This window comes from Streptomyces sp. AC555_RSS877 (assembly GCF_019049245.1).
In the GTDB taxonomy this organism is placed as follows: Bacteria; Actinomycetota; Actinomycetes; order Streptomycetales; family Streptomycetaceae; genus Streptomyces.
Map to the genome: position 1 here is coordinate 207,489 of NZ_JAGMUK010000079.1, position 24,155 is coordinate 231,643.

At 71.5% G+C, this 24,155-nt stretch carries 22 protein-coding genes; 9 read left to right on the forward strand and 13 right to left on the reverse strand.

Going from position 1 to position 24,155, the window contains the following annotated elements:
* Nucleotides 1-329: 329 nt before the first annotated feature.
* From KUM49_RS32705 to KUM49_RS32725, 5 genes are all read right to left on the reverse strand, one after another.
* Nucleotides 330-956, reverse strand: a complete 627-nt coding sequence (locus tag KUM49_RS32705) for a DedA family protein (protein ID WP_217240690.1) — start codon at nt 954-956, stop codon at nt 330-332.
* Nucleotides 957-1,192: 236 nt separating this feature from the next.
* Nucleotides 1,193-1,645 carry a DoxX family protein gene (locus KUM49_RS32710; protein WP_217240576.1) on the reverse strand — a complete coding sequence of 151 codons (453 nt, stop codon included), beginning with the start codon at nt 1,643-1,645 and terminating at the stop codon, nt 1,193-1,195.
* 86 nt (nt 1,646-1,731) lie between these two features.
* Complete coding sequence (locus KUM49_RS32715; RefSeq protein ID WP_217240577.1) at nt 1,732-3,621, reverse strand: FAD/NAD(P)-binding domain-containing protein; 1,890 nt, start codon at nt 3,619-3,621, stop codon at nt 1,732-1,734.
* Nucleotides 3,622-3,790: 169 nt separating this feature from the next.
* On the reverse strand, nt 3,791-5,434 hold the full coding sequence (locus KUM49_RS32720) for an alkaline phosphatase D family protein (RefSeq protein WP_217240578.1): 1,644 nt from the start codon (nt 5,432-5,434) through the stop codon (nt 3,791-3,793).
* A gap of 109 nt (nt 5,435-5,543) precedes the next feature.
* Entirely contained in the window at nt 5,544-6,188 is a 645-nt protein-coding gene (locus KUM49_RS32725; RefSeq protein WP_217240579.1) for an HNH endonuclease family protein, read from the reverse strand.
* A 393-nt stretch (nt 6,189-6,581) separates the two neighbouring features.
* On the opposite strand from KUM49_RS32725, the gene KUM49_RS32730 reads away from it, so the two are divergent.
* Both KUM49_RS32730 and KUM49_RS32735 read left to right on the forward strand, forming a co-directional pair.
* Nucleotides 6,582-7,163, forward strand: a complete 582-nt coding sequence (locus tag KUM49_RS32730) for a TMEM165/GDT1 family protein (RefSeq protein ID WP_217240580.1) — start codon at nt 6,582-6,584, stop codon at nt 7,161-7,163.
* Nucleotides 7,164-7,348: 185 nt separating this feature from the next.
* Entirely contained in the window at nt 7,349-8,008 is a 660-nt protein-coding gene (locus KUM49_RS32735) for an HAD family hydrolase (RefSeq protein ID WP_217240581.1), read from the forward strand.
* A 220-nt stretch (nt 8,009-8,228) separates the two neighbouring features.
* On the opposite strand, the gene KUM49_RS32740 is transcribed toward KUM49_RS32735, so the two are convergent.
* The gene (locus KUM49_RS32740; RefSeq protein ID WP_217240582.1) at nt 8,229-9,350 is read right to left on the reverse strand and encodes a peptidoglycan-binding protein; all 1,122 of its coding nucleotides are present in this window, start codon (nt 9,348-9,350) and stop codon (nt 8,229-8,231) included.
* A gap of 171 nt (nt 9,351-9,521) precedes the next feature.
* On the opposite strand from KUM49_RS32740, the gene KUM49_RS32745 reads away from it, so the two are divergent.
* Nucleotides 9,522-11,570, forward strand: a complete 2,049-nt coding sequence (locus tag KUM49_RS32745; protein ID WP_217240691.1) for an MDR family MFS transporter — start codon at nt 9,522-9,524, stop codon at nt 11,568-11,570.
* Here KUM49_RS32745 and KUM49_RS32750 read toward each other — a convergent pair.
* Nucleotides 11,563-11,700, reverse strand: coding sequence for a hypothetical protein (locus tag KUM49_RS32750; RefSeq protein WP_217240583.1), 138 nt, complete (start codon nt 11,698-11,700; stop codon nt 11,563-11,565). The genes KUM49_RS32745 and KUM49_RS32750 overlap by 8 nt on opposite strands.
* Nucleotides 11,701-11,723: 23 nt before the next feature.
* A complete protein-coding gene (locus KUM49_RS32755) occupies nt 11,724-12,338 on the reverse strand; it encodes a dihydrofolate reductase family protein (protein ID WP_217240584.1) in 615 nt (204 codons plus the stop codon).
* 176 nt (nt 12,339-12,514) lie between these two features.
* Between KUM49_RS32755 and KUM49_RS32760 the strand changes: the two genes are divergently transcribed.
* The 3 genes from KUM49_RS32760 to KUM49_RS32770 all read left to right on the forward strand — a co-directional run bounded on the left by KUM49_RS32760 (nt 12,515) and on the right by KUM49_RS32770 (nt 14,590).
* On the forward strand, nt 12,515-13,291 hold the full coding sequence (locus KUM49_RS32760) for a hypothetical protein (RefSeq protein WP_254402111.1): 777 nt from the start codon (nt 12,515-12,517) through the stop codon (nt 13,289-13,291).
* A 4-nt stretch (nt 13,292-13,295) separates the two neighbouring features.
* Nucleotides 13,296-13,883: a hypothetical protein gene (locus KUM49_RS32765; RefSeq protein ID WP_308406847.1), complete on the forward strand. Its 588-nt coding sequence runs from the start codon at nt 13,296-13,298 to the stop codon at nt 13,881-13,883.
* 314 nt (nt 13,884-14,197) lie between these two features.
* Nucleotides 14,198-14,590 carry an FHA domain-containing protein gene (locus tag KUM49_RS32770; RefSeq protein WP_217240586.1) on the forward strand — a complete coding sequence of 131 codons (393 nt, stop codon included), beginning with the start codon at nt 14,198-14,200 and terminating at the stop codon, nt 14,588-14,590.
* A gap of 41 nt (nt 14,591-14,631) precedes the next feature.
* Here the strand turns inward: KUM49_RS32770 and KUM49_RS32775 are convergent, their stop codons facing one another.
* Together KUM49_RS32775 and proP are read right to left on the reverse strand one after the other, a co-directional pair.
* On the reverse strand, nt 14,632-15,303 hold the full coding sequence (locus KUM49_RS32775) for an O-methyltransferase (protein WP_217240587.1): 672 nt from the start codon (nt 15,301-15,303) through the stop codon (nt 14,632-14,634).
* Nucleotides 15,304-15,428: 125 nt separating this feature from the next.
* Nucleotides 15,429-16,793 carry a glycine betaine/L-proline transporter ProP gene (gene proP / locus KUM49_RS32780; protein WP_217240588.1) on the reverse strand — a complete coding sequence of 455 codons (1,365 nt, stop codon included), beginning with the start codon at nt 16,791-16,793 and terminating at the stop codon, nt 15,429-15,431.
* 386 nt (nt 16,794-17,179) lie between these two features.
* Here proP and KUM49_RS32785 point away from each other — a divergent pair, with 386 nt between their 5' ends.
* Nucleotides 17,180-19,243: a bifunctional glycosyltransferase 87/phosphatase PAP2 family protein gene (locus KUM49_RS32785; RefSeq protein WP_217240589.1), complete on the forward strand. Its 2,064-nt coding sequence runs from the start codon at nt 17,180-17,182 to the stop codon at nt 19,241-19,243.
* A gap of 78 nt (nt 19,244-19,321) precedes the next feature.
* On the opposite strand, the gene KUM49_RS32790 is transcribed toward KUM49_RS32785, so the two are convergent.
* On the reverse strand, nt 19,322-20,557 hold the full coding sequence (locus KUM49_RS32790; RefSeq protein ID WP_217240590.1) for a cytochrome P450: 1,236 nt from the start codon (nt 20,555-20,557) through the stop codon (nt 19,322-19,324).
* Between the two features lie 252 nt (nt 20,558-20,809).
* On the opposite strand from KUM49_RS32790, the gene KUM49_RS32795 reads away from it, so the two are divergent.
* Nucleotides 20,810-21,979 carry a steroid 3-ketoacyl-CoA thiolase gene (locus KUM49_RS32795; RefSeq protein WP_217240591.1) on the forward strand — a complete coding sequence of 390 codons (1,170 nt, stop codon included), beginning with the start codon at nt 20,810-20,812 and terminating at the stop codon, nt 21,977-21,979.
* A gap of 49 nt (nt 21,980-22,028) precedes the next feature.
* On the opposite strand, the gene KUM49_RS32800 is transcribed toward KUM49_RS32795, so the two are convergent.
* Nucleotides 22,029-23,003, reverse strand: coding sequence for a YafY family protein (locus KUM49_RS32800; protein ID WP_217240592.1), 975 nt, complete (start codon nt 23,001-23,003; stop codon nt 22,029-22,031).
* Nucleotides 23,004-23,141: 138 nt separating this feature from the next.
* Between KUM49_RS32800 and KUM49_RS32805 the strand changes: the two genes are divergently transcribed.
* A complete protein-coding gene (locus KUM49_RS32805; protein ID WP_217240593.1) occupies nt 23,142-23,537 on the forward strand; it encodes a RidA family protein in 396 nt (131 codons plus the stop codon).
* Between the two features lie 146 nt (nt 23,538-23,683).
* Here KUM49_RS32805 and KUM49_RS32810 read toward each other — a convergent pair whose 3' ends face one another.
* The gene (locus tag KUM49_RS32810) at nt 23,684-24,103 is read right to left on the reverse strand and encodes a transglycosylase SLT domain-containing protein (protein ID WP_217240594.1); all 420 of its coding nucleotides are present in this window, start codon (nt 24,101-24,103) and stop codon (nt 23,684-23,686) included.
* Between the last annotated feature and the right edge of the window lie 52 nt (nt 24,104-24,155).

The following is a 24,155-nucleotide window of genomic DNA, read 5'->3' on the forward strand; positions in this document are numbered from 1 at the left end:
TCCCATCGCGGCCGCTCCGGCGCCTTGCGATGCACGGCACCAGACCACGCGACCTGATCGGACGCTCATAGTGAAAGGACCCCCTTAGTGGCGAGCGGCGATGTCGAGGGCACGTGGCTGTCGGGCTCAGTTGCGTGGGGCCCCGGTTGGCATCCGCGGAGTGGCGGCGTAGGTGGCTCGTCGGGCTCAGCTGACCGGGGTGACCCTGTGGGCGTCCGCGGACCTGCGGCCCCGGACGCCTGGGGTGGCCCCGTGGGTATCCGCGGATCGGCAGGTCCGGGCCCCGCCCTTACGGGCCTCCGCCCGGGCCAAGGCATCGGGCCCCGGCGCTACGGTGCCTCCGCCGGGGCCGGTCGGCGTCTCATCACGTATGCCGCTCCCGCTCCCGCCCCGAACAGCGCCAGGACCGAGACTCCCGTCGCGAGCCAGGTGGTGCCCAGCCACTGGGCGCCGAAGTAGCCGAGGGCGACGCTGTAGGCGGCCCAGGAGAGGCCCGCGAGGGCGGACCAGGGGAGGAAGTCGCGGGCGCGGTGGTGGGCGGCGCCGGCGCCGAGGGAGACGACCGAGCGGCCGGCGGGGGCGAATCGGGCGAGGACGACCAGGATGCCGCCACCGCGGGCGAGGGCCGCGCCGAGACGTTCCTGCGCGGTGGTCAGCCGGGGGGAGCGGGCGATCGCGCGGTCCAGGCGGGCCCCGCCGCGCCAGGCCAGGCGGTACGCGACCAGGTCGCCCAGCACGGACGCGGTCGCGGCGCAGAGGATGAGGGCCAGGATGTCGGGAACCTCGTGCGCCGGGACCTGGCCGGTCGCCGCGCCGGTGCCGGCGGCAGCCGCCGTGGCGGCCGCGATGACGAGGACGCCGCTCGGCAGGACCGGCACGAACACGTCCAGCAGGACGGATGCGCCGATCACCGCGTAGATCCATGGACTGCCGGTCAGCAGCCCCACACTCTCCATGCTTTCCAGCACCGTGAACTCCCCGTGGTCCCCCGTGGCCAGACCGTGCCGCGATGTCGCGGGGGAGCGGCAGGGGCGGCCTCAACAGCCATACAGCGTACGCCGCGGGTCTGACAGGAGATTCACGGGGGGCCCGGGTGTTCGGCACCGTATGTTCACCCGGCTGACACGCGACGGCGCCCGTCCCGGCGTGAGCGCGCGGGGACGGGCGCCGTCGTTCGCGGGCGGCCGAGGGGTCAGGCCGCGACCGGCGTCTGTTCCGTGGCCGACTTGTCCGCCGCCGTGGAGCGGTTGGCGAACAGCCGGTCCAGGCCGAAGGCGCCGGACCCGGTGAAGACCAGCAGCAGGAAGGCCCAGCAGAACATCGCCGCGCCCTCGCCGCTGTTCTCCATCGGCCACAGGCCGTTCGGCTGGTGCACCTTGAAGTAGGCGTAGGCCATCGCGCCCGAGGAGATGAACGCGGCGGCCCGCGTGCCCAGGCCGAGCAGCACGAGCGAGCCGCCGACCAACTCGATCACGGCCGCGTACCAGTTGGGCCAGGCGCCGGTCTCGGCCGTGCCGCCGCTGCCGTCGGCGCCGCCGAGGACGCCGAAGAGCGAGGAGGCGCCGTGGCAGGCGAAGAGCAGGCCTACGACGATGCGGAACAGGCCGAGCGCGTACGGCTGGGCGCTGTTGAGACGTGCGGTCATGTGGGGGTTGCTCCTTCGGTCGGGCCGGTCCGTGGGGCGGACCGGTCGGGGGACAGAACCGAGTGAGTGACCCACGCTAGGTGCGCCTAATCGATGCTTGCAAGTTCAACATTTGGCCATTGGTTTACTTCCGTTTGCCCTTCCCTTTCGGTCCCAGCTGCACGTAGAGCCGCTCTCGCCACTGCATCCGCATCCGAAAGCGTGACCGAATCCACACCCGGACGGGCCCCCGCCGCGGTCACCCAGTGCACGCCCTCCGTGGGTACGCCGAACGCCAACCGCCTTGAGTGGGCCCGTCCTTGACGGTCCCTCAGGTGGTACGGCCGCTGCGTCACGTCGAGTCCTCCCGTTTCGTAACCGTCCACGGCGTGTGGCCGGCACTGACCGGTTTTCAGCAGCCGGGCGAGCAGGTCGTCGGCCGTGCGCCGCAGATCCGGTTCCGGCAGCCGCGCCTCTATGAGAGTTGTCACGCGTACGGCGGACCCCGGCACCTCGGGGGAGCGCGCCATCCATGCCCCTTCCTCCTCGCGGACCTCCAGCCGCGGACCGAGCACCTCCACCACGCCCGCCTCCACCAGTGCGGCCAGCTCCTCGATGCGGCGCCGGGGCGGGCCGATGGACAGGAAGGCGTTGAGCGGGGTGTACCAGCGGTCCAGGTGGTCCCGGCGGGACGTGCCCGCGAGTCCGCCGTGGTCGACGATCTGCCGCAGCTCGTTGCGCAGGTCGCGCAGCACGTCCTGGGCGGCCTTCAACGGGCCGGACACGTTGCCGAGGGCGGCCTGGTCGGCGTCCTCGCGGAGGTGGGCGAGCAGCCAGTCCCGCCAGGCGCGGGGATCGGGGAAGGCGCGTCCCGCGTACGGGCGGGACATCCGGTCCCAGGACCAGCGGTCGGTCCCTGCCACCCCGAACTCGTCCAGTACGGACGCCTCTTGAGGGCTTCCGTGCGCGGCGGCCAGGAAGCGCTCCCTGAACTCCGGGTCCCGCAGGAGGGCTTCGTAGTAGACCGTCTCCACCTCCTTGGCCACCAGCGGCCATATCTCCGTGAGGAAGTCCGGTGACTCGCCGGAGTCGGCGCGCTTGCGGAAGCGGGCGATCACCTCGTCGGTGAGGACGAACGGGAGGTGACGGCCGTAGGGGCCCTTCGCGTTGTCGCCCCGGGCCTGGTACGGGATGCCGCGCCGCGAACCGGCGTACAGGCGCGGCTCCCGGCCGGAGGGCAGGTACCGCAGGCCGCGACGGCCGCGAACGAAGCGTCCGCCGCGGCCGGTAGTCAACAGGGCCGTGTGATCGAAGAAGTTGAGACCCAGACCGCGCAACAGCACCGGCTCACCGGGGGAGACGGAGGACAGGTCGACGTCGGCGGGGTTGGCGGGCGGTAGGTGGCACAGGCCGTGCTGTTCGGCGTACGCGGTGAGCCGCCGTACGGCCGTGTCCGCGACCACCGGCAGATGACCCTGCGCCAGGACGACGGCGGACAGGCCGGACAGGGTGCGGCCGTCGTCGAGGGTGAGGGTCTGGAGGCCGTCGCAGGCGTCGTCGAGCCGTACCGCCCGTGCCGCGTGCGTCTCCACCCGTACCCCGGGGGGCGCCTCGCGCACCGCCCGTGCGAACACCCACTCCAGGTAACGGCCGTACCGGGCCCGGGTCGGGTACTCGTCGGGCCCGAGCGCACCGCCCGCCCACTCGTACAGGCTCGGTCCCGGCCGGATCGGGCCCGCGCAGTCCACGCTGTCGTCGGTGAACAGGGTCACCTGCGAGGCCACGGTGTTCATCAGCAGCTCCGGCGACTGCGCGGTCCGCCAGACGCGGCCGGGGCCGGGTGGCGCCGGATCGACCACGTGGACCGTCAGCCGGGCGCCCGGCGGGAGGAGTTCCGGCGCCGAGGCGCACAGGCGTTCCAGCACGCTGGTCCCGCGCGGTCCGGCGCCGACCAGGGCGACGGAGACGGGCACGTGGTCCTCGGTCGGTGCGGGCAAGAGGGGGACTCCCGGGCGTGTGGGGCGCGCGGTGGCGACCACTGGAAGCGGACGGTCCGCCTCATCATGCCGTCGGGTGCCGGGGGAGCCGAGCCCAGGGTGCACGGACTGTGGGACGCATCACGAGCATCACGGGCCACGGGTGCAGGAAACGTCCGTAAGGGGTTGATTACCGGGCGAGTTCGGACTCCGTGACGGTCTCCAGCCGTGGCCTGGCGCCCCGCACCGCCCGTGCCTGCTCCAGCCGCAGCCGGGCCGAACGGCCGCGCAGCGTCAGGGTCATGAGCTGGTTGCCGAACCAAGGGCCGCCCTTCTTGCGCCAGCTGACCGGCGGGAGGGGCGAGCGGGCGTGCCAGGCGAAGCGGCGGCCGAGGGCGCGGGCCAGGGAGCTCCAGCCGAACCGGAAGCCGAGCCTTATCGACAGGGGGATGGAGTTGTGGACGGGGGAGCAGGTCAGCTGGAGAACGCGGGCCTGGGGTGACCGCGCCCCGGAACGCCACTTCGGCTCGGCCACGTACGCGTGGTGCACGTCGCCGGACAGGACGAGGATCGTCGCCGGCGCCTGGGGCCCCGAACCGGCCTCGGCGATCAGCTCGGCCAGCGCGGCGAAGGACTCCGGGAAGGCCGCCCAGTGCTCCAGGTCGGCCTTGCGCCGCAGGTCCTCCCCGAAGCGGGCCCAGCGGGCGCCCTTCTCGCCCCGGCACAACGCCGCGTTCCACGCCTCGGCGTCGTGCACCAGCTGCGGCAGCAGCCAGGGCAGGGAGGTGCCGATGAGGAGGTGGTCGTACGACCCCGGCGTGTCCAGCGTCTGTTCGCGCACCCACCTCGCCTCGCCCGGGTCGAGCATCGAGCGCCGCTCCTCGTCGAGGACCCGGGCCGCCCGGCTGTCCACCATCAGCAGGCGGACGCGGCCGAAGTCGCGGCGGTAGCTCCAGCGCACCGAGGGGGAGTCGGTGTCGGCCCGGGCGGCGAGGGCGCGCAGCACGTCGGTGCCGTCGGGCGTGTCGCGCACGGCCGCGTACACCGGGTCGGCGGCCAGTTCGTCCGGCGTCATGTTCCCCAGGTGCTGGTACACCCAGTACGACATCAGGCCGCTCATCAGCCGCTCCTGCCACCAGCCGGTGGCCCGCATGTCCTCGAGCCAGGAGGCGGAGGTGTTCCAGTCGTCGATGACGTCGTGGTCGTCGAAGATCATGCAGCTGGGCACGGTGGACAGCAGCCAGCGCACCTCGGGGTCGAGCCAGGACTCGTAGTAGAGGCGGGTGTACTCCTCGTAGTCCGCGACCTCGTTGCCCGGCGGGTCGTTCAGGTCGCGGCGGGCGGCCAGCCAGCGGCGGGTCGCGTCCGTGGTCTCGTCGGCGTAGACCTGGTCGCCCAACAGCAGCAGCACGTCCGGACGTTCGCCCTCGGGTTCGCCCACCATCCGGGCCGCGAGGGTGTCCAGGGCGTCCGGGCCGACCGGGTCCTTCTCGCCGGTCGGGGGCGAGGCCCAGCGGCAGGAGCCGAAGGCGACCCGGACGTCGTCGTCCTCCATGGTGGTGCGGATGACCGAGGGCGGGAACGGGGAGTCGGGCAACGGCCACACGCGCGTGCCGTCGAGGAACACCTCGTACGCCCGCGTCGTGCCCGGCGTCAGGCCGGTCACCGGGACCAGGGCGTAGTGGTGCCCCTCGATCTGGAACGTGGGGGCCTCGCCCCCGCCGCCCTCCGCGCAGCGCACCTCGGCGGTGCACGGACGGCTTGCCTCGACCCACACGGTCGCGGACGAGCCGTCGGCATACCTCAGCAGTGGCCCCAGGCGCAGTCCCGCCACGTGATCACCCTCCTCCGTCGTCCCGTACGGTACGGAACGACGGAGGGGAACGGGGAGATTCCGCGGGTCACGGTTTGTCGATCCTTGTGGATCTTTCAGGATCGCGGGATCAGCAGCTCGACAGGTAGCTGGTGAGCGCGCTCTTCTCGGCCGAGTCGACGGAGAGGCCGTAGTAGTACTTCACCTGGACCCAGGCGCGGACGTAGGTGCAGCGGTACGAGGTGACCGAGGGCATCCAGGTGGCCGGGTCCTGGTCGCTCTTCGACTGGTTCACGTTGTCGGTGACGGCGATCAGCTGCGGGCGGGTCAGGTCGTTGGCGAAGTTCTGGCGCTTGGTGCTGGTCCAGCTGTCGGCGCCGGAGTCCCAGGCCTCGGCCAGCGGTACGAGGTGGTCGATGTCCAGGTCGGAGGCGACGGTCCAGGTGGCGCCGTCGTAGGGGGAGTACCAGCGGCCGCTGGTCGAGGCGCAGGCGGAGTCGGTGACGACGTTCGAGCCGTCGCGCTTGAGGACCGTCTCGCGGGTGTTGCAGGTCCCGCTGATGGTGATCCAGTGGTTGAACAGGTCGCGGCTGTAGCCGGTACGGTCCTCCGTCGCCACGGTGAGCGAGGCGAGGTAGGTGCGGGCGGTGGTGGCGCTGACCGGCGTGGGGAGGGCGGCGGACGCGGTCGGGCTGTTGAAGAGCGCGACCGAGGCTATGAGTCCGGTGAGCGCCGTGAGTATGCTGACGCGTCGACGCGCGTAGAACTTCGACATGCGAACTCCCAGGGGATGCGGGGGCGTTGGAGTGCGAGCGAGGGAATGCTCGCGGCGCCGTGTTGCGGGGGGATGAGCGTCGGGTAAGAAGCTAATGACGTGCTCATGACACGTCTATGCCTGCGACGGGACTTTCGGCCCGGAGAGTCGGTTCATGGGTCACGTACCATGGACGGCGCAGAAGGGGAGTAGCTCTTCGCCGGACCGTCGACATACTGCTCAGCTCGTCTGAGCCGGCGCCCGGAGGCGGATCCTTTGTGATCGGCCAGCGAGACCTTCGGCAAGCAGTGCACGCCTGTGCCACACGGCACGGGCGACCAGTGCGCTGCCGTGCCGAGGTGTCGCAAGAGCGGTCGTCACTCTCGGTGGGGCAGCCCGACCGATTGAGGACCCTTGATCAGCTTCACCGTGACGGCGCTCGTCTTCGGCGTCGTCTTCCTCGCCGAGCTGCCGGACAAGACCGCGCTCGCCGGACTCGTCCTCGGCACCCGCTACCGAGCCTCCTACGTCTTCGCGGGCGTCGCCGCCGCCTTCACGCTCCATGCCGCGCTCGCCGTCGCGGCCGGCAGCGTGCTGACGCTCCTGCCGCAGCAGATCGTGCAGGCGCTGACCGGGGTGCTCTTCCTCGGCGGCGCCGCCGTGCTGCTGCTGAAGAAGGACGAGGACGAAGCGGAGGTCCGCAGGCCGGAGGACCAGTCCTTCTGGAAGGTCTCCGGCGCGGGCTTCATGCTGATCCTGGTCGCCGAGTTCGGTGACCTCACGCAGATCATGACGGCGAACCTCGCGGCCCGTTACGACGATCCGCTCTCCGTCGGCCTCGGTGCGGTGCTCGCGCTGTGGGCGGTCGCCGGACTCGGCATCGTCGGCGGAAAGGCCCTGATGAAGCGGGTTCCGCTGCGGCTGATCACCAAGGTCGCGGCGCTGTTGATGCTCGGGCTCGGACTGTGGTCCCTGTGGGAGGCCGTGGCCGGCTGAACCGGCCGGGCGAGCTGAACGGCGGGTGAATCATTTCGGGAGACGGTGGCGGCGGCCGGTTCTGTTTTGTACCGTGGAGGAACAAAGTGGCTCCCGCCCGTTTTCCCTGACCGGCGGGCGGGGTCACCTTGTTCCTCCGGGGCCCACCCACACGCCCCGCCCGCCCCGCGTCCTTGGAGCTGCCGATGACGGCCACCGCCGTGCTCACCGCCCGCGCCCTGCTGTTGGACATGGACGGCACCCTGGTCAATTCCGACGCCGTCGTCGAACGCATCTGGCGGCGCTGGGCCGACCGCCACGGGCTCGACGCGGACGAGGTCATGCAGGTCGTCCACGGCCGCCAGGGGCACGCCTCGATGGCGCTGCTGCTGCCCGGCCGCCCCATGGAGCAGAACCACGCCGACAACGCGCGGATGCTCGCCGAGGAGACCGCCGACATGGACGGCGTGGTCGCGATCCCGGGCGCCGCCTCGTTCCTCAAGGCACTCCACGGCCTTCCGCACGCCCTGGTCACCTCCGCGGACGTCGCCCTGTCCACCGCGCGCATGGCCGCCGCGGGACTCGGCCTGCCCGACGTCCGGATCACCGCCGAGTCCGTCGGCGCGAGCAAGCCCGACCCCGAGGGCTTCCTCAAGGGCGCCGCCGAACTGGGCGTCGCCCCGGCCGACTGCGTCGTCTTCGAGGACTCCGGCGCCGGGATCCAGGCCGGCCGCGCGGCCGGGATGCGGGTCGTCGGCGTGGGACCGCGGGCCGGCCTCCACGCCCCGGACGCGCTGGTGCGGGACCTGACGGAGGTACGGGTGGAGGCCGTGGCGGACGGGACGATCAGGCTGTACGTCGGCTGAGAGAGCGGCCCGGTCTTCGGCTGGCTTCGGCTGTTTCCGGGTGGGGCGGGTCCTGCGCCGGAGGGCCGCCAGGGTCTCGTCGGGCGGATCAGGGCGCATGGTTGCGGCGCGAAGCCGGGCCGTCGGGAGCACGACGGCAACGCGGGTGGGTGTCCCCCTTGTCCTGCTCCGGGAGCGCGTGCCGGACCTCGCGTCTGCGTGCTGATCCGGCGGCCAGGCCCTACGGCTCGGCCGTCTCCGACTCCAGCTTGGCGCGGGTCTCCTCGTCGTACACGCCGAGGGTGTCCGTGCCGACGCCCCGCGACCACTGGTAGTTGCGCAGCGCGTTCTCGACCTTGTCGGTGAAGTTCCCGTCGATCTCGTCGTTGTAGAGGTGCAGCTGGCGCAGGCGCTGCTGGAGCTCGGTGACCTCGGGGCCCCGGTCGCCCCGGCTCAGGACCGGTTCGTCGGCCCGGTCCTCGTCCGCCCCCTCGGCGGAGCCTGCATCCGCGGCCTCGCTGCTCGTCGGGGACCGGGTCGGCTCGGCCGACCGGGACGGGCTCGGCGAGGCGCTGGACGCGGATGCCGACGGCGACGCGGTGGGCGACGGGCTCTCACTGACGGACGCGGACGGGGAGGCGGACGTCGGCGGCGCGGAGGTGGGCGGCGCGGAGGGCGACACGGACGCCGCGCTCGTCGAGGCGTCCGGTACGGCCGCCCGTACGTCCTGCGGCGGTGCGCCGTCCCGCGACGGCGTCTCGTACGAGAACAGCCCGCTCGCGATCCCGGCCGCCGCCACGACCGAGACGACGGCCGCGCAGACGCCCAGCAGCACGGTACGGCGACGACGGCGCCCCGGCCTCTCGTCACCGTGGCCGGGCGAGGCGGGCCCCGGGCCGTCGGCCCCCTCGAACAGGTGCGGGTCGACGGGGACGGGAGCGGCGGCCGGGGGTGCGAAGGAAGTCGGGAGCGCGGCGGTGGCGTCCACGGCGGGCAGCACGACGGTGGCGTCAGCGTCGGGCGAGGCGACGGGCCGGGCGGCTGGGGCGGCCGTCGGGTCCACCGCGGGGCCGACCGCACGCAGCGGCATGGTCGCCTCGGCCGGGGGTGCGTCCGGCATGGTCGGCGCGGCGGATGCCTGTTCGTCCGACCGCCCGGCCGCGGCCCCCTGCGCCGCCGCCCCGTCGAGCTCGACGTACGGCCGTATCCGCAGCGGGTCGAAGTCCTCCGCCGCGGCCGCCTCCGCCGTACGGGCGTCGCGCAGGGCGTCGGACGCCCGCTGGGTGCAGGCGCAGGACGGGGTGTTGTCGGCGCCCCGGGGGGCACCGCATTCCGGGCACAGATGCCCCGTTGACTCGTCCACGTGTTCGTTCCTCCCCTCGCGTCTCCCCTCGCGAACTCCAGAGATTATCCAGACCTCCTCCACACCGTTGGCCACGAGCCCCCGGAAGAAAGGCTTCCGGACAGGACTCAACAGGCCATAACTGGTCACACCGATCACGATGGGATGGGAACGAGACCGCGGGAGGTCTTCATGGCCGGGGACGCGCACGCGACGACGGAGCAGGGGCGGGACGCACGCGACGGACACGTGTCCGGCAACGTCCTCGTCTCGATCGGTGCCCTGCTCCTCGGGATGCTGCTGGCGGCTCTCGACCAGACGATCGTGTCGACGGCGCTGCCGACGATCGTCAGCGAACTCGGCGGCATGGACCACCTCTCCTGGGTGGTCACCGCGTACCTGCTGGCCTCGACCGCGGCGACCCCGCTGTGGGGCAAGCTCGGCGACCAGTACGGCCGGAAAAGGCTGTTCCAGATCGCGATCGTGATCTTCCTGGTCGGCTCGGGACTGTGCGGCGCGGCGCAGGACATGACGCAGCTCATCGCGTTCCGCGCGCTCCAGGGACTCGGCGGCGGCGGGCTGATGGTGCTGTCGATGGCGATCGTCGGCGACCTCGTCTCCCCCCGCGAACGCGGTCGCTACCAAGGGCTGTTCGGTGCCGTCTTCGGGGCCACCAGCGTGCTGGGCCCGCTGCTCGGCGGGCTGTTCACCGAGCACCTGAGCTGGCGCTGGGTGTTCTACATCAACCTGCCTATCGGTGTCGTCGCGCTCGCCGTGATCGCGACGGTGCTGCGCATCCCGCGCAAGTCCACGCGGCACGTCATCGACTACCTCGGTACGTTCCTCATCGCGTCCGTCGCCACCTGCCTGGTGCTGGTGGCGTCCCTGGGCGGGACGACGTGGGGCTGGGGCTCGCCGCAGATCGTGGGACTCGCGGTCCTGGGCGTCGTACTCGCCGTCGCGTTCGTGGCCGCCGAGCGGCGGGCCGCCGAACCCGTCCTGCCCCTCAAGCTCTTCCGCATCCGCACCTTCACCCTCTCCGCGCTCATCAGCTTCATCGTCGGTTTCGCGATGTTCGGCGCGATGACCTATCTGCCGACGTTCCTCCAGGTCGTCCAGGGCGTCAGCCCGACCATGTCCGGCGTGCACATGCTGCCCATGGTGCTCGGACTGCTGCTGTCCTCGACCCTCTCCGGACAGATCGTCAGCCGCACCGGCCGCTGGAAGGTGTTCCCGGTCGCGGGCACCGGCATCACCGCCCTCGGCCTGCTCCTCCTCCACCAGCTGGACGAGAACAGCTCGACGGGCGTGATGAGCGGCTTCTTCTTCGTCTTCGGCCTGGGCCTCGGCCTGGTCATGCAGGTCCTGGTCCTGATCGTGCAGAACGCCGTCTCGTACGAGGACCTGGGCGTCGCCACCTCCGGCGCGACGTTCTTCCGCTCCATCGGGGCCTCCTTCGGCGTCGCCATCTTCGGCACGGTCTTCGCGAGCCGCCTCGGCGACAAACTCACCGACGCCTTCGCCGGCACCCAGCTGCCGCCCGGCGTCTCCGTGGGCGGGCTGGAGGCCGACCCGCGCGGCATCCCCGCCCTGCCGGCCGACCTGCGCCCGCCGGCCCTGCACGCGTACGCCTCGTCCATCACCGACGTCTTCCTGTATGCCGTTCCCGTCGCCCTCGTCGGCTTCGTCCTCGCCTGGTTCCTGAAGGAGGACCGGCTGCGCGGCTCGGTCACGGCGCCGGACGTCACGGAGACGCTCGCCAGCAACCCGGTGGAGCGGTCGTCGTACGACGAGGTCTGCCGTGCGCTGTCCGTGCTCGGTACCCGGGAGGGCCGGCGGGAGATCTACCAGGAGATCACCGCGAAGGCGGGGTACGACCTGCTCCCCGCGGCGAGCTGGCTGCTGCTGCGGATCAGGAAGTACGGCAGTCAGGAACCGGGTGTGCTGGCCGAGCGCACCACCGTCCCGCTGACCGTCGTCATCGAGGCGTCCCGTCAGGTCGAGGAGCGCCGCCTCGCCCTCCGCAGCGGCCTCGACCTCGTCCTGTCCGCCGAGGGTCACGAGGTCGCCGAACGGCTCGCCCAGGCCCGCGAGGAGTCCCTCGGCGAGCTCCTCGGCGACTGGTGGGGCCCGGACCGGCCGACGGACCTGATCCAGCTGGTCAAGGAGCTGAACGGCGAGCTGTGCGGCTCGGAGGCGGAACGCCCGCACAACGGGCGCCCGGTGAACCGGCTCAACTGAGGTGCGCGCAGCCGTATGCCAGTACGCCCGCGCGGCCGCCGACGGTCTTCCGTTCCAGCTCGCCGGGGCCGGTCCGGTGCCCTTCGTGGAGCAGGTACCAGCGGTCGCCGCCGACGGTCCATGTCGTCATGGCGCCCCTTGCCGGCAGCGCGCCTAGGCCGCCCGCAACCGGACATGGGTCACCCCGGGCGAGTCCAGCACCTGCGTCTTCCGCCACTCGATGTGCTGGTCCCCGAGCCCGTCGAAGAGCCGCCGGCCGCCGCAGGCGAGCACGGGCACGACGTGCAGCAGCAACTCGTCCAGCCATCCGGCCCGGATGAACTGCTGCACCAGGTCCGCCCCGCCGGCCAGCGAGACGTCCTTCTCCCCGGCCGCCTTCCGGGCGAGGGCGAGGGCGTGTTCGGGGCCCTCGGTGACGAAGTGGAAGGTGGTGCCGCCCTGCTTCACCAGCGACTCGCGCGCATGGTGGGTGACGACGTGGACCGGCATGTGGAAGGGCGGGTCCTCGCCCCACGGGAGCTCACCGTTGATGTACATGCCGTGACCCATGACCACCGCCCCCGGCCGCTCGATCCACGCAGCGATCAGCTGGTCGTCGGGGCCGGTGTCCCCGCCCTCCATCCCCTGCATCCTCCGGAACGTCCGCAGCCCGTACAGCCACTGGTGCAGCCGCTCCCCGCCGATGCCGAGCGGGTGCTCGCGTCCCGAATCGGGACCGGCGACGTATCCGTCGAGCGACATGGCCAGCCGTGCGATGACCTCACCCATCACGATCTCCTCAGTCGGTGACTCCCTCTACACCTGTGCGTCGATCGGGCCGGTGCCGAATCGACACGCCGTCACCACGAATACGCAGACCGTTTGGGTGCCGCCGTCCGGGCTACCCGGTCGGGGAAACCGGCCCGTACGGAGAGCCGGTTGGGTCGAGAACCCGGAAGGCACTCATGTCCACAGGCGTGATCATCGCTCTGATCGTGATCGTGGCGGCCATCGTGATCGTCGCGGCCGTCCTGATGTCGCGGGCCCGGCGCGGGCCCGGCGGCCAGAACCTGAAGCGGCGCTTCGGGCCCGAGTACGACCGGGCAGTGGCCCGGCACGACGGGGACGCCAAGGCGGCCGAACAGGAACTGGCCGAACGCGTGGAGCGGCACGGATCGCTGCGCGAGCGGTCCCTGGAGCCCGCGCAGCGCGAGCAGTACGAAGCCCGCTGGACGGCCGCCCAGGAGCGGTTCGTCGACTCGCCCCGGGAGGCCGTGGCCGAGGCGGACCGGCTGCTCGCCGAACTGGCCGGCGCCCGGGGCTTCCCGGACGGCGCCCGGCACGACGAACAGCTCGACGCGCTGTCCGTGCACCACGCACACCACGTGCACGGCTACCGGCGCCTGCACCGCGTCGCCGCCGCGGGCGGAAGCGGGGCGCAGAACGGCGACGGCCGGTCCGGCACCGAGGAGATGCGCGAGGCCATGGTCGAGGCACGGGCCCTGTTCGAGGACCTGGTGCGCCCGGCCCGGAACCGGGAGGAGTCCCGGAAGACCGTCGAAAGGTCCGACGGCGGTACGGCACAGGGCCGCGCTGACGGCCGTGCCCACCAGCCGCCACCACGCGAAGGGGAGTTGAGCGAACATGACGGATGCGACGAGCGGTGCGGGTGCCGAGGGCGCTCCGCGCGACGGGAAGCCGCGGGGGCGGGCGACGGTTCCGCCGGCGACCCCGGGCCGTGACCCGGTGACAGGCGAGAAGGTCGCGGGCAACGTGCCGACGGACACGACCGCAGGACGCGGCCGTGAGACGGAGCGGGGCGGCGCAGCGGCTCCCGGGGCGTCCGGCGCCACCACCGGCGGGCTCGGCGGCGAGACCGCCACGGGCCGCGACAGCGCCCCGGCCCCGGCGGGCACCCCGGGCAGCCACGGCCCCTCCGGGACCTCGAGGGACGCGGCGCCGCTGGTCACCGGTTCCGAGCAGAGCCACGGCAGCCACGGTTCCGAGCGCGGTGCCGGCGGCCACGACGGCGCCCACGGCTCGAGCCTGCTGCCGCACGACGAGAGCGACAAGCTCACCCAGCGGCTGCAGCACGCGGTCGCCGGATTCGTGGACGGGCCGAAGACCGCGGTCGAGGAGGCCGACCACGTCCTGGAGGAGGCCGCCGCCCGCTTCACCGACGCGGTGACACAGCGGCGCCGTACCCTGCGCAACTCGTGGCAGGCCACGGACAGCGGCACCGAGGGCAAGCCGACGACGTCCACCGACACCGAGCAACTCCGCCTGGCGCTGCGGGACTACCGCGAACTGGCGGAGCGGCTGCTGCGTATCTGAGGCCTCCGGGCCATGAGGGCCTTCGGACCATGAGGGCCTTCGGGTCCGAGGCCCGGGTCGCCCGGCGCTCCCGCCACTGCCGTACGGCGTCCTCGACGCCGTACGGCAGTACGCATGTCCGGAGGGGGCCGGCGGAGGTGTGAACGTGACGTCGTGGATCTTGACGTCGACCTTGCGCAGCGCGAGGGGAAACCCGGTCTCGAACGGAATTCCGGGTGGTGTTCGCTCGGTCGTGAGCCGATTGTGCCGGACGGCTCCGGGCCGGGCGATCTATCATGCGGCGGCTGTGTAAGGACACTTCAGGAGGAGCGCACGTGCTCGAACTCACCATGGCCGCCGTCTCCGCGGCGGAGGAGGGTGCCACGGCCGGCATGCTCATGGCCGACTCACCCAGCGAGCCGGGGGCCGTGCTGCGGGTGGGCCGGGACAAGTCCGTGTGCCGTCTCGCGACACCGGACGACTGGCTGTTCGTCTCCAGGGTCCATCTGGAGTTCCTCTGCGGCCCGGACGGCACCTGGCACCTGACCTGGCTGCAGGGCTCCCAGCCCGACCCGTCCTCCGAGGTCCGCCTCACCGTCGGCGAGTACGCGCAGTCGCTCACCTACGGCGGGACCGTGCCGCTGCCCAGGGGCGGCAGCGGCGAGATCATCGTCCAGGACCGCACCGCCCCGCGCAGCGTCAACGTGGGCTTCTTCCACGAGGTCTGAGGGAGAGGCGGGAGCAGGGGCCACGGAGGCGGGAGCAGGGGCTACGCGAGGACCCGCGCCAGCGCGAAGCCGTCGTAGCCCTTGCCGCCCACCGTCTGGATCGCGGTACCGCTCAGCCTCGGGTGCTTGCCGATCAGTTCGATGGCGGTCCGGGTGCCCTGGACGTCGGGGGCGGTGCTGTCGGCGTCGGCGACCCGGCCGTCCCGCACCACGTTGTCGACGACGATCAGGCTGCCGACGCTGGTCAGCCGGAGCGCCCACTCCACGTAGTGCGGGTTGTTGGCCTTGTCGGCGTCGATGAAGACCAGGTCGAAGGGGGCCGGGTTCTCGTCGGCCAGCTTGGGCAGCGACTCCAGGGCCGCGCCCACCCGCACCTCGACCAGCTTGTCCAGGCCCGCGCGGGCGATGTTGCGGGTGGCGACCTCGGCGTGCCGGGGGCTGTACTCCAGGGAGATCAGGCGGCCGTCGGCGGGCAGCGCGCGGGCCAGCCAGATGGTGCTGTAGCCGCCGAGAGTGCCGATCTCCAGGATGGTGCGGGCGCCCTGGATCTCGGCGAGGAGCTGGAGGAGCTTGCCCTGGGGCGCCGTGACGTTGACGCGCGGCAGTTCGGCCGCCTCGCTGTCGCGCAGGGCCGCCTCCAGGGCCTCGTCGTCCCGCGCGAGGTGGGTGGTGAAGTAGTCGTCGACGTCGTCCCAGCGCTGCGACTCGCTCATGCACCTGTGCCTTTCGTATGGCTAGTTAGAATTGCTAACTAGCTGCGCTAACGAATATAGTCGCGTGCCGGATGCCTGTCAGGGACTTCCCACGGGCGGGTTTCAGCCGATCGGCCCAGACGGTGTCAGTGCCCCTCGACCGAGGGCGCCGAGCCCGGCAGCGGCCGGCCGGCCGACTCCGCCATGAACCACACCGCCACACCGCCGATCACGGCCGCGGCCATCATGTAGTACGCGGGCATCATCATGTTCCCGGTCGCGCCGATCAGCGCCGTCACCACCAGCGGGGTCGTTCCGCCGAACAGCGACACCGACACGTTGAAGCCGATGGACAGGGAGCCGTAGCGGACCCTCGTCGGGAACAGCGCCGGCAGCGCGGACGGCATCGCCGCCGTGAAGCAGACCAGCAGCAGGCCCAGAGCGCCCATGCCGAGCGCGACCGCGAGCAGGCTGCCCTGGCGGATCAGCAGCAGGGCCGGGACGGACAGCAGCAGGAAGCCCGCGCAGCCCGCGGCGATGACGGGACGGCGGCCGATCCGGTCGGTCAGGGCACCGGCGAAGGGCTGGACGATCATCATCAGGGCCATCACGCCCAGGACGACGAGCAGACCGTGCGTCTCGTCGTACCGGAGCTCACTGGTCAGATAGCTCGGCATGTACGACAGCAGCATGTAGTCGGTGACGTTGAAGACCAGCACGAGGCCGACGCACAGCAGCAGCGCCCGCCACTGGCCGGTGATCATCTCGCGCAGCGGCACCTTCGGGCGGTCCGCCTCGGCCTTCGCGACCTCGGCCGCGAACGCCGGGGTCTCCTCCAGGCGCAGCCGCAGGTACAGGCCGATGAGGCCCATCGGGCCCGCGATCAGGAACGGGATCCGCCAGCCCCAGCTCAGCAGGTCGTCGCTGGACAGCAGGGCGGTCATCAGCGTGACCAGGCCCGCGCCGCCGACGTACCCGGCGAGCGTGCCGAACTCCAGCCAGCTGCCGAGGAAGCCGCGCCGCTTGTCGGGGGCGTACTCGGCGATGAAGGTGGAGGCGCCCGCGTACTCGCCGCCGGTGGAGAAGCCCTGGACCAGGCGGGCGGCCAGCAGGAGGAGCGGAGCGCCGACGCCGATCGTGGCGTACGACGGGATGAGACCGATGGCGAAGGTGCCCGCGGCCATCATGATCATCGTGACGGCGAGGACCTTCTGCCGTCCGACGCGGTCACCGAGCGGCCCGAAGACCATGCCGCCGAGCGGGCGGACCAGGAAGGCCGCGGCGAAGGCGCCGAACGTGGAGAGCAGCTGGGCGGTGGGGTTGCCGGACGGGAAGAAGACCTTGCCCAGCGTGACCGCGATGTAGCTGTAGACACCGAAGTCGAACCACTCCATCGCGTTGCCCAGCGCGGCGGCCCTGACGGCACGCTTCACCAGAGCCGGGTCCGTGACGGTGGCGTTCTCCGGGGTGGGGACGGGGGGCGGGGACGCGGCGACTGTGGCAGTCGTCAAAACGACGCTCGCCTCCTTTCGACGGCGACGGGGGACGGTCCTGCGCGACAGCGCCGGCGGGCAGGCAGAAAATCGACCATAGGGGTACTTGTCCTGTTCACGTGCCGTACACGACTGCTTGCAGGGTGCACGTAAATGCGCTGTATGCAGGCCCGTGCCCCGGTCCCGGAGTCGATGTCCCGGTGACTCGTTGTGATCCTTCTCGCGTCCTGCGCAGGCAACCGAATCTCCGGCGGACTATCGTCATCCGGACAAAAGGAGAGCGGACGTCAGGGGAAGCAGGGGTTGCCCGCGTCTCTCTCCGGGGGATGGTGCGAGCCCCCGAGGGTTCGCTGAGCGATCCGGCGCAGCGATGCGTGGGACGACGGGGCGGAGGCCGACGCGGCGTGGCAAATGCGGAGCACAGCGGGCGACCGGCAGAAGCGTTCGGGGCGGCAGCCGGCGGCCCGGCCACGCCTGCCCGGGCCCGCCTCCGCGCGGCCCGGCTCGGCCTGTGGCTGGTCGCCGTGGTCCTCGCCGTCAGACAGGTGGCCGTCGTCCTCAGTACCCCGCGGGGGGACCGGCTGACGGATCTGGAGACCTGGGTCGGTCCGAACGGCGTCCTGCATGTGAAGGGCTCGCTGTACGACTCGACGCGCTTCACCGGTACTCCTTTCGGTGGACTGGTGATGAAGCCGCTCACCAGAGCCGCCGAACAGGCCCTCGGCTGGGGCTGGACCTTCGGCACGCTGCTGCTGGTCGTCGCGCTCGGCCTGGTCGCCGCCCGCGCCCTGCCCCAGCCCGTCGGCCGCCGCGCCTCCCTGCTCGCCGCGCCGGTCGCGATCAGCCTGCTGATGCTGTCGCTGCCGGTGCGCAACACGCTCTGGCTCGGCCAGACCAGCGTCATCCCGGTCCTGCTTGTACTGCTCGGCTGCTTCGCCGTACGTGGCCAGCGCGCCAGCGGCCTGCTCATCGGCTTCGCCGCCGCCCTGCAGCCCACCGTCCTGCTCTTCGCCCCGCTGCTGTGGTTCACCGGCCGCCGCAAGGCCGCCCTGTCCACCGGCGTCACCTTCGCCGGATGTACGGCGCTCGCCTGGGCGGCGATGCCGCACGACTCGTACACCTACTGGGTGCACCACATGGCCGGCGTGGGCCTCGGCGGCAAGGCCGACGACCTCGCCAACCAGTCCCTGCACGGGTTCCTGCTCCGCCTGGGTCTGTCCGGCCCCCTGGAGATCGCCCTCTTCCTGCTGCTGGGCGCCGCGGTCGCCGCCCTCGGCCTGGGCCGCGCCGTGCGCTACGCCCGCGACGGACAGCTCCTGCTCGCCGTCGCGACCACCGGCTGCGCGGCGATCGCCGTCTCGCCGACCACCTGGCAGCACCAACTGCTGTGGGTGCTGCTGGCGGTCGTCGGCCGGGTCGGCAAGCGGGCCTCCGACCGGTACGTGTGGCCGGTCGCCGTCGTCCTGGTGATGACGCTGCCCGCGAAGATGATGCTGCCGAACATGGCGGCGCTGTACGCCCTGCGGGACAACGCGGTGCTGCTCGCGGCCGTCGCGGCGGCCACCGTCATCCCGTTCCTGTCCCGCACCTCGCCGTACTACCAGTCACCGATCCCGACGCAGTACGCCGCGCCCGTCCCCGCACGCCTGCGGCACGTCCCGCTCCTGCCCTTCCTGCGCCGGGTCCTCAGCCGCCCCAACCTCCTGCTGGAGCTGCTGCTCATCCGCGTCACGTACGCCGCCTACCAGCAGGTGCGCCTCGCGGCGACCGGCGGCTCCAACTCGGCCGGCCGGGCCAGGGCCGAGGAGCACGGCCACCAGATCCACGACATGGAGCGATGGCTCCACATCGACATCGAGTACTGGGCCAACCACGCGGTCGTCAAGGTCGACTGGATCCGCGAGTTCTTCGACTTCTACTACACGTCGTTCCACTTCGTCGTCCCGCTGAGCGTCCTCGCCGTCCTGTACTGGCGCCGTCCCGTCGACTACCGCTGGGCCCGCTCCTCCCTCGGCTTCACCACCCTGCTCGCCCTCGTCGGCTTCTGGCTCTACCCGCTCGCGCCGCCGCGCCTGATGCCGAACCTCGGCATCATCGACACCGTGCACGGCGTCCAGGACTTCTCCAAGCCGGACTACGGCACCCTGACCGCCCTCACCAACCAGTACGCGGCGATGCCCTCCCTCCACTTCGGCTGGTCCCTGTGGTGCGGGCTCGTCATCGCGATCATCGCGCCGAGAGGGTGGATGAAGGCCCTGGGCCTGCTGCACCCGCTCTTCACGGTCACGGCGATCGTGGTGACCGGCAACCACTGGGTGCTGGACGCGGCGGGCGGTGCGTTGGTCGTGGTGGCGGGCTTCGGGCTGGCGTATCTGTTCCAGGGGCCGCGGGCACGGCTGACGACGGCCGTCGCCGCCGACAGCGAGCCGGCCCGGGTGAAGGATCTGAAGGATCCCGCTCCGAGCTGAACCGGTGCGGGCGGGGCCGTGGGCGCAGGTCGGACGGGCCGACGGCGCCGGGAAGCCGTCGGCCCGAGTGCCGGCCGGTCAGCCGGTGCTGACCTGGAGTTCCTTGACGCCGTTGATCCACGCGGAGCGCAGTCGCCGGGGGTCTCCCGTCGGCCTGAGGCCGGGCATCGCATCGGCGATCGCGTTGAAGATGAGGTCGATCTCCAGCACGGCCAGGGACTTGCCGAGGCAGTAGTGCGGGCCTCCGCCGCCGAAGCCGAGGTGGGGGTTCGGGTCGCGGGTGATGTCGAAGGCGTCCGGGTTCTCGAACACCTCGGAGTCGTGGTTGGCGGAGGCGTAGAAGAGGCCGACCCGGTCGCCCTTCTTGATCTGCTTGCCGCCCAGTTCGGTGTCCTGGGTGGCGGTGCGCTGGAAGGAGTTGACCGGTGTGGCCCAGCGGACGATCTCCTCGGCGGCGGTCGCCGGCCGCTCCGCCTTGTACAGCTCCCACTGGTCGGGGTGGGTGAGGAAGGCGTGCATGCCGTGGGTGATGGCGTTGCGCGTGGTCTCGTTGCCCGCGACGGCCAGCATCAGCACGAAGAACCCGAACTCGTCCGAGTTGAGGGTGCCCTCGTCCTCGGCCGACACCAGTGTCGTCACGATGTCCTTGGCCGGGCACCGCTTGCGGTCGGCGGCCATGTTCATCGCGTAGGCGATGAGTTCGGTGGCCGATTCCTGGCCGACCTCCTCGGTGATCGCGTACTCCGGATCGTCGTACGAGATCATCTTGTTGGACCAGTCGAAGATCTTGGCCCGGTCGTCCTGCGGGATCCCGATGAGCTCGGCGATCGCCTGGAGCGGCAGCTCGCAGGCGACCTGGGTGACGAAGTCGAAGGAGCCGGAGCGGGCGCGGGCCTCCGCGACGATCGCGTGGGCTCGGGCACGCAGGGTGTCCTCCAGGGCGCGGATGGCCCGCGGGGTGAACACGCGCTGCACGATCTGGCGGACGCGGGTGTGTTCCGGCGGGTCCATGTTGAGCAGGATCAGCCGCTGGGCGTCGATCGCGTCGCGCTCGATGTGCTCGTTGAAGCGGATGATCGCCGTGTTGAGGTACGAGGAGAAGAGCTCCGGGTGGGTCGAGACGTACTTGACGTCCGCGTGCCGGGTGACGGCCCAGTACCCGTCGTCCTGGAAGCCGGCGAGGTTCGAGGTCTGGGGGATCCAGCAGACCGGCTCGGCTCGGCGCAGCTCGGCGAACTCCGGCAGCGGGACGCGGTGTTGCAGCAGATCGGGGTCGGAGAAGTCGAACCCGTCGGGGAGAGCTGGACAGGGCATGGGCGACTCCAGCTGAGGGTCTGGGCCGTGGTGTTGCCTGACGGTCCATCAGGGATGAGGTCGCCGTGAAGGTAGTAACGGGTTCTAGAAGTAGCAAGGGGTGCGGCGCCTCGAATTGGCTGCACGCCCCTTGCGGTGGCGGGCGACCGGTCAGCAGACTGCAGGTGGAACTAGAACACGTACTAGTTCCGCGTGGCGGGCCGGGCCGGGACGCCCCCGCGCCGCGCGGGTACCGGAGGAGAGGAACTCCCCATGGCCGCGGAACCCGTGATCGTCGAGGCCGTACGCACCCCCATCGGCAGGCGCGGCGGCGCGCTCGCCAACCTGCATCCCGCCTATCTCCTGGGCGAGACCTACCGTGAACTCCTCGGCCGCACCGGCATCCCCGCCGACTGCGTCGAACAGATCGTCGGCGGCACCGTCACCCACGCCGGCGAACAGTCCATGAACCCCGCGCGCACGGCCTGGCTGGCCGTCGGGCTGCCGTACGAGACGGCGGCGACGACCGTCGACGCGCAGTGCGGATCCTCGCAGCAGGCCTCGCACATGGTGGCCAACATGATCGCCGCGGGCGTGATCGACGTGGGCATCAGCTGTGGCGTCGAGTCGATGTCACGGGTGCCGCTGGGGTCCGGGTCGAAGCACGGGCCGGGCAAGCCGTTCCCCGACGAGTGGAACGTGGATCTGCCGAACCAGTTCGAGGCGGCGGAGCGGATCGCCCGACACCGGGGCCTGACCCGGGAGAACGTCGACTCGCTGGGGCTTCTCTCGCAGGAGCGGGCCGCGGTGGCCTGGGCCGAGGAGCGGTTCAAGCGCGAGACGTTCGCCGTACAGGTGCCGACGACCGAGGAGGAACAGCGGGCCGGGCAGGGTATGTGGCGGCTGGTCGACCGGGACGAGGGGCTGCGCGACACGTCCATGGAGGCGCTGGCCAGGCTGAAGCCGATCATGCCGACCGCCGTGCACACGGCGGGCAACTCCTCCCAGATCAGCGACGGTTCGGCGGCGATCATGTGGGCGTCCAAGCGGATGGCCCGCGCGCTGAAGCTGCGGCCCCGGGCACGGATCGTCGCCCAGGCGCTGGTGGGTGCCGACCCGCATTTCCACCTGGACGGGCCGATCGACGCGACGCGGGCGGTGCTGGGGAAGGCCGGCATGGCGATGAAGGACATCGACGTCGTCGAGATCAACGAGGCGTTCGCGTCCGTGGTGCTGAGCTGGGCGCAGGTCTTCGAGCAGGACCTGGAGAAGGTCAACGTCAACGGTGGCGCGATCGCGCTCGGGCACCCCGTCGGGGCGTCCGGGGTCCGGCTCATCACGACCGCGCTGCATGAACTGGAGCGCGTGGACAAGGAGTTCGCGCTGGTGACGATGTGCGCGGGCGGCGGGCTGGCCACCGGGACGATCATTCAGCGGCTGTAGTCGCTGTCCATGCAGCTGTCCATGCAGCTGTCCACGTCGCCGTGGCCGCTCAGGATGACGCTCCGTAGCGGGCGACGATCATGGCGGCACGGTGGTGCAGGGTGGCACGCAGTTCTTCCGGGGCCAGGACCTCCGCGTGCGTGGCGTGCTGCCACAGCGCCCACTCGGCGTGCCGCGCATCCTGGAAGACCAGGTTCAGTCGCAGTCGGCCGTCCGCGTCGGATTCCTCGGCGCGGACGGCCAGCGCGGTGCCCACCAGGTGGTCCCGCCGCGCCGGGTCCACCCGTACCAGCACGGCGAGTTGGTCGCCTCCGGTGCGGAACCGCGCGCTGCGTTCCTGCCAGGCCTGGTCCAGGTCGACCGTGCCCGGACGCTGCGCGGGTTCGTCCAGCGCCTCGGCGGCCAGCACCCGGGACAGCCGGTACGTGCGGTCCGCGCCGCCCCTCGTGGCCAGCAGGTAGCCCTGCTCGCGGACGGTGACCAGGCCGATCGGGTCCACCGTGCGCCACTTCGGGGTCTGGTCCACAGCTGCGTACTGGATGCGCAGCCTGTGTCCGGCGAACACGGCGCGCCGGACCTCGGCCGCGATGGTGTCGGACACCTCGTCCGCGGTCACGCGGCGCGAGAGGAGGTCGGTCTCCGGGTCGATGAGCAGGCGCTGCGCCGCGCCGGCCGCGGTGTCCCGAAGGCCTTCGGGCAGTGCGTCGACCAGTTTGAGCATGGCGGAGGCGAGTGCCGAGCCGAGGCCGAACAGCTGCGCGCCGCGCCGTGATCCGACGACCAGCAGGGCCAGCGCCTCGTCGTGGTTCAGTCCGGTGAGCGCCGTCCGGAAATCGGGCAACAACGCGAAACCGCCGTGCCTGCCGCGTTCGGCGTAGACCGGGACACCGGCCGCGGACAGCGCCTCCATGTCGCGCAGCACCGTGCGGGTGGACACCTCCAGCTCACTGGCCAGCATGTCCGCGGTCATCCGACCGCGCTGACGCAGGAGGAGCACCAGGGAAACCAACCGGTCGGCCCGCACGCGGAAAAGCTAGCAAAAATACATGACCAAGGGTGTCACGTTTTGTTGGGAGGCTCCCTCACACGACGTCAGAAGGCTCGGCACTGCCGAGCCGATGGACCACGTACGGTCCGTGAATCGAAGGGAGCCAGTGCTGCAATGGAACGAAATGCGGTCAACCCGGTGTCGTGGTCGGTGGAGATGGGCTTCAACCAGGGTGAGGTCGTCTCCGGGCACTCGCGCACCCTGTACATCTCGGGACAGACCGCGATGAGCAGCGAAGGAAAGCCCGAGCACGACGGTGACATGGCGGCGCAGCTGGCGCTGAGCGTCGACAACGTCGAGGCCGTGCTCGCCGAGGCCGGCATGTCCCTCTCGCATCTCGTCCGGCTCAACGTCTACACGACCGACGTCGACCTGCTCTTCCAGCACTACGGCGTGCTGGCCGGACGGCTGGGCGCTGCCGGGGTCGCGCCGGCCACCACGATGCTCGGGGTGACGCGTCTGGCGATCCCCGGCCAGATGGTCGAGCTCGAGGGCACCGCCGTCGCGTGAGGTGATCTCGTCCCTTCCGCTGCTCCTGCCCGTCGGAACCGGCACGACTTGCCCTGTGGCGGGCGAAGGCGGCGGCCCCGGGGATCGGGGGCCGCCGCCTTCGCGGAGAGGGGGCTGATCGGTAGAGGGGGCTGACCGGGGGTGGATCAGTACCAGCCGTTGGCCTGCCAGAAGGCCCAGGCGCCGGTCGGGCTGCCGTAGCGGGAGTTCATGTAGTCGAGGCCCCACTCGATCTGGGTCTCGGCGTTGGTCTTCCAGTCGGAGCCGGCGGAGGCCATCTTGGAGCCGGGCAGGGCCTGGACCAGGCCGTAGGCGCCGGAGGAGGCGTTCGTGGCGTCGACGTCCCAGCCGCTCTCGTGCTCGACGATCTTGCTGAAGGCGTTGTACTGCGCGGTGTCCGGGATCAGTTTGTGCGCGATCGACTTCGCCTCGGTGGCCGAGACCGTGGTGGCCGCGTGGGCGGGGGCCGCGGTCAGGGCCATGCCGACGGCGGCTGAGGCCAGCGCCACGGCGGTGAGGGCCTTCTTCGGGGAAGCGATGCGACGAACGATGCGGGCGACGGACACGGAGAACCTTTTCTTCGGGGACGGGGTGCCGGGCCTGCCGTGACCAGCCGGT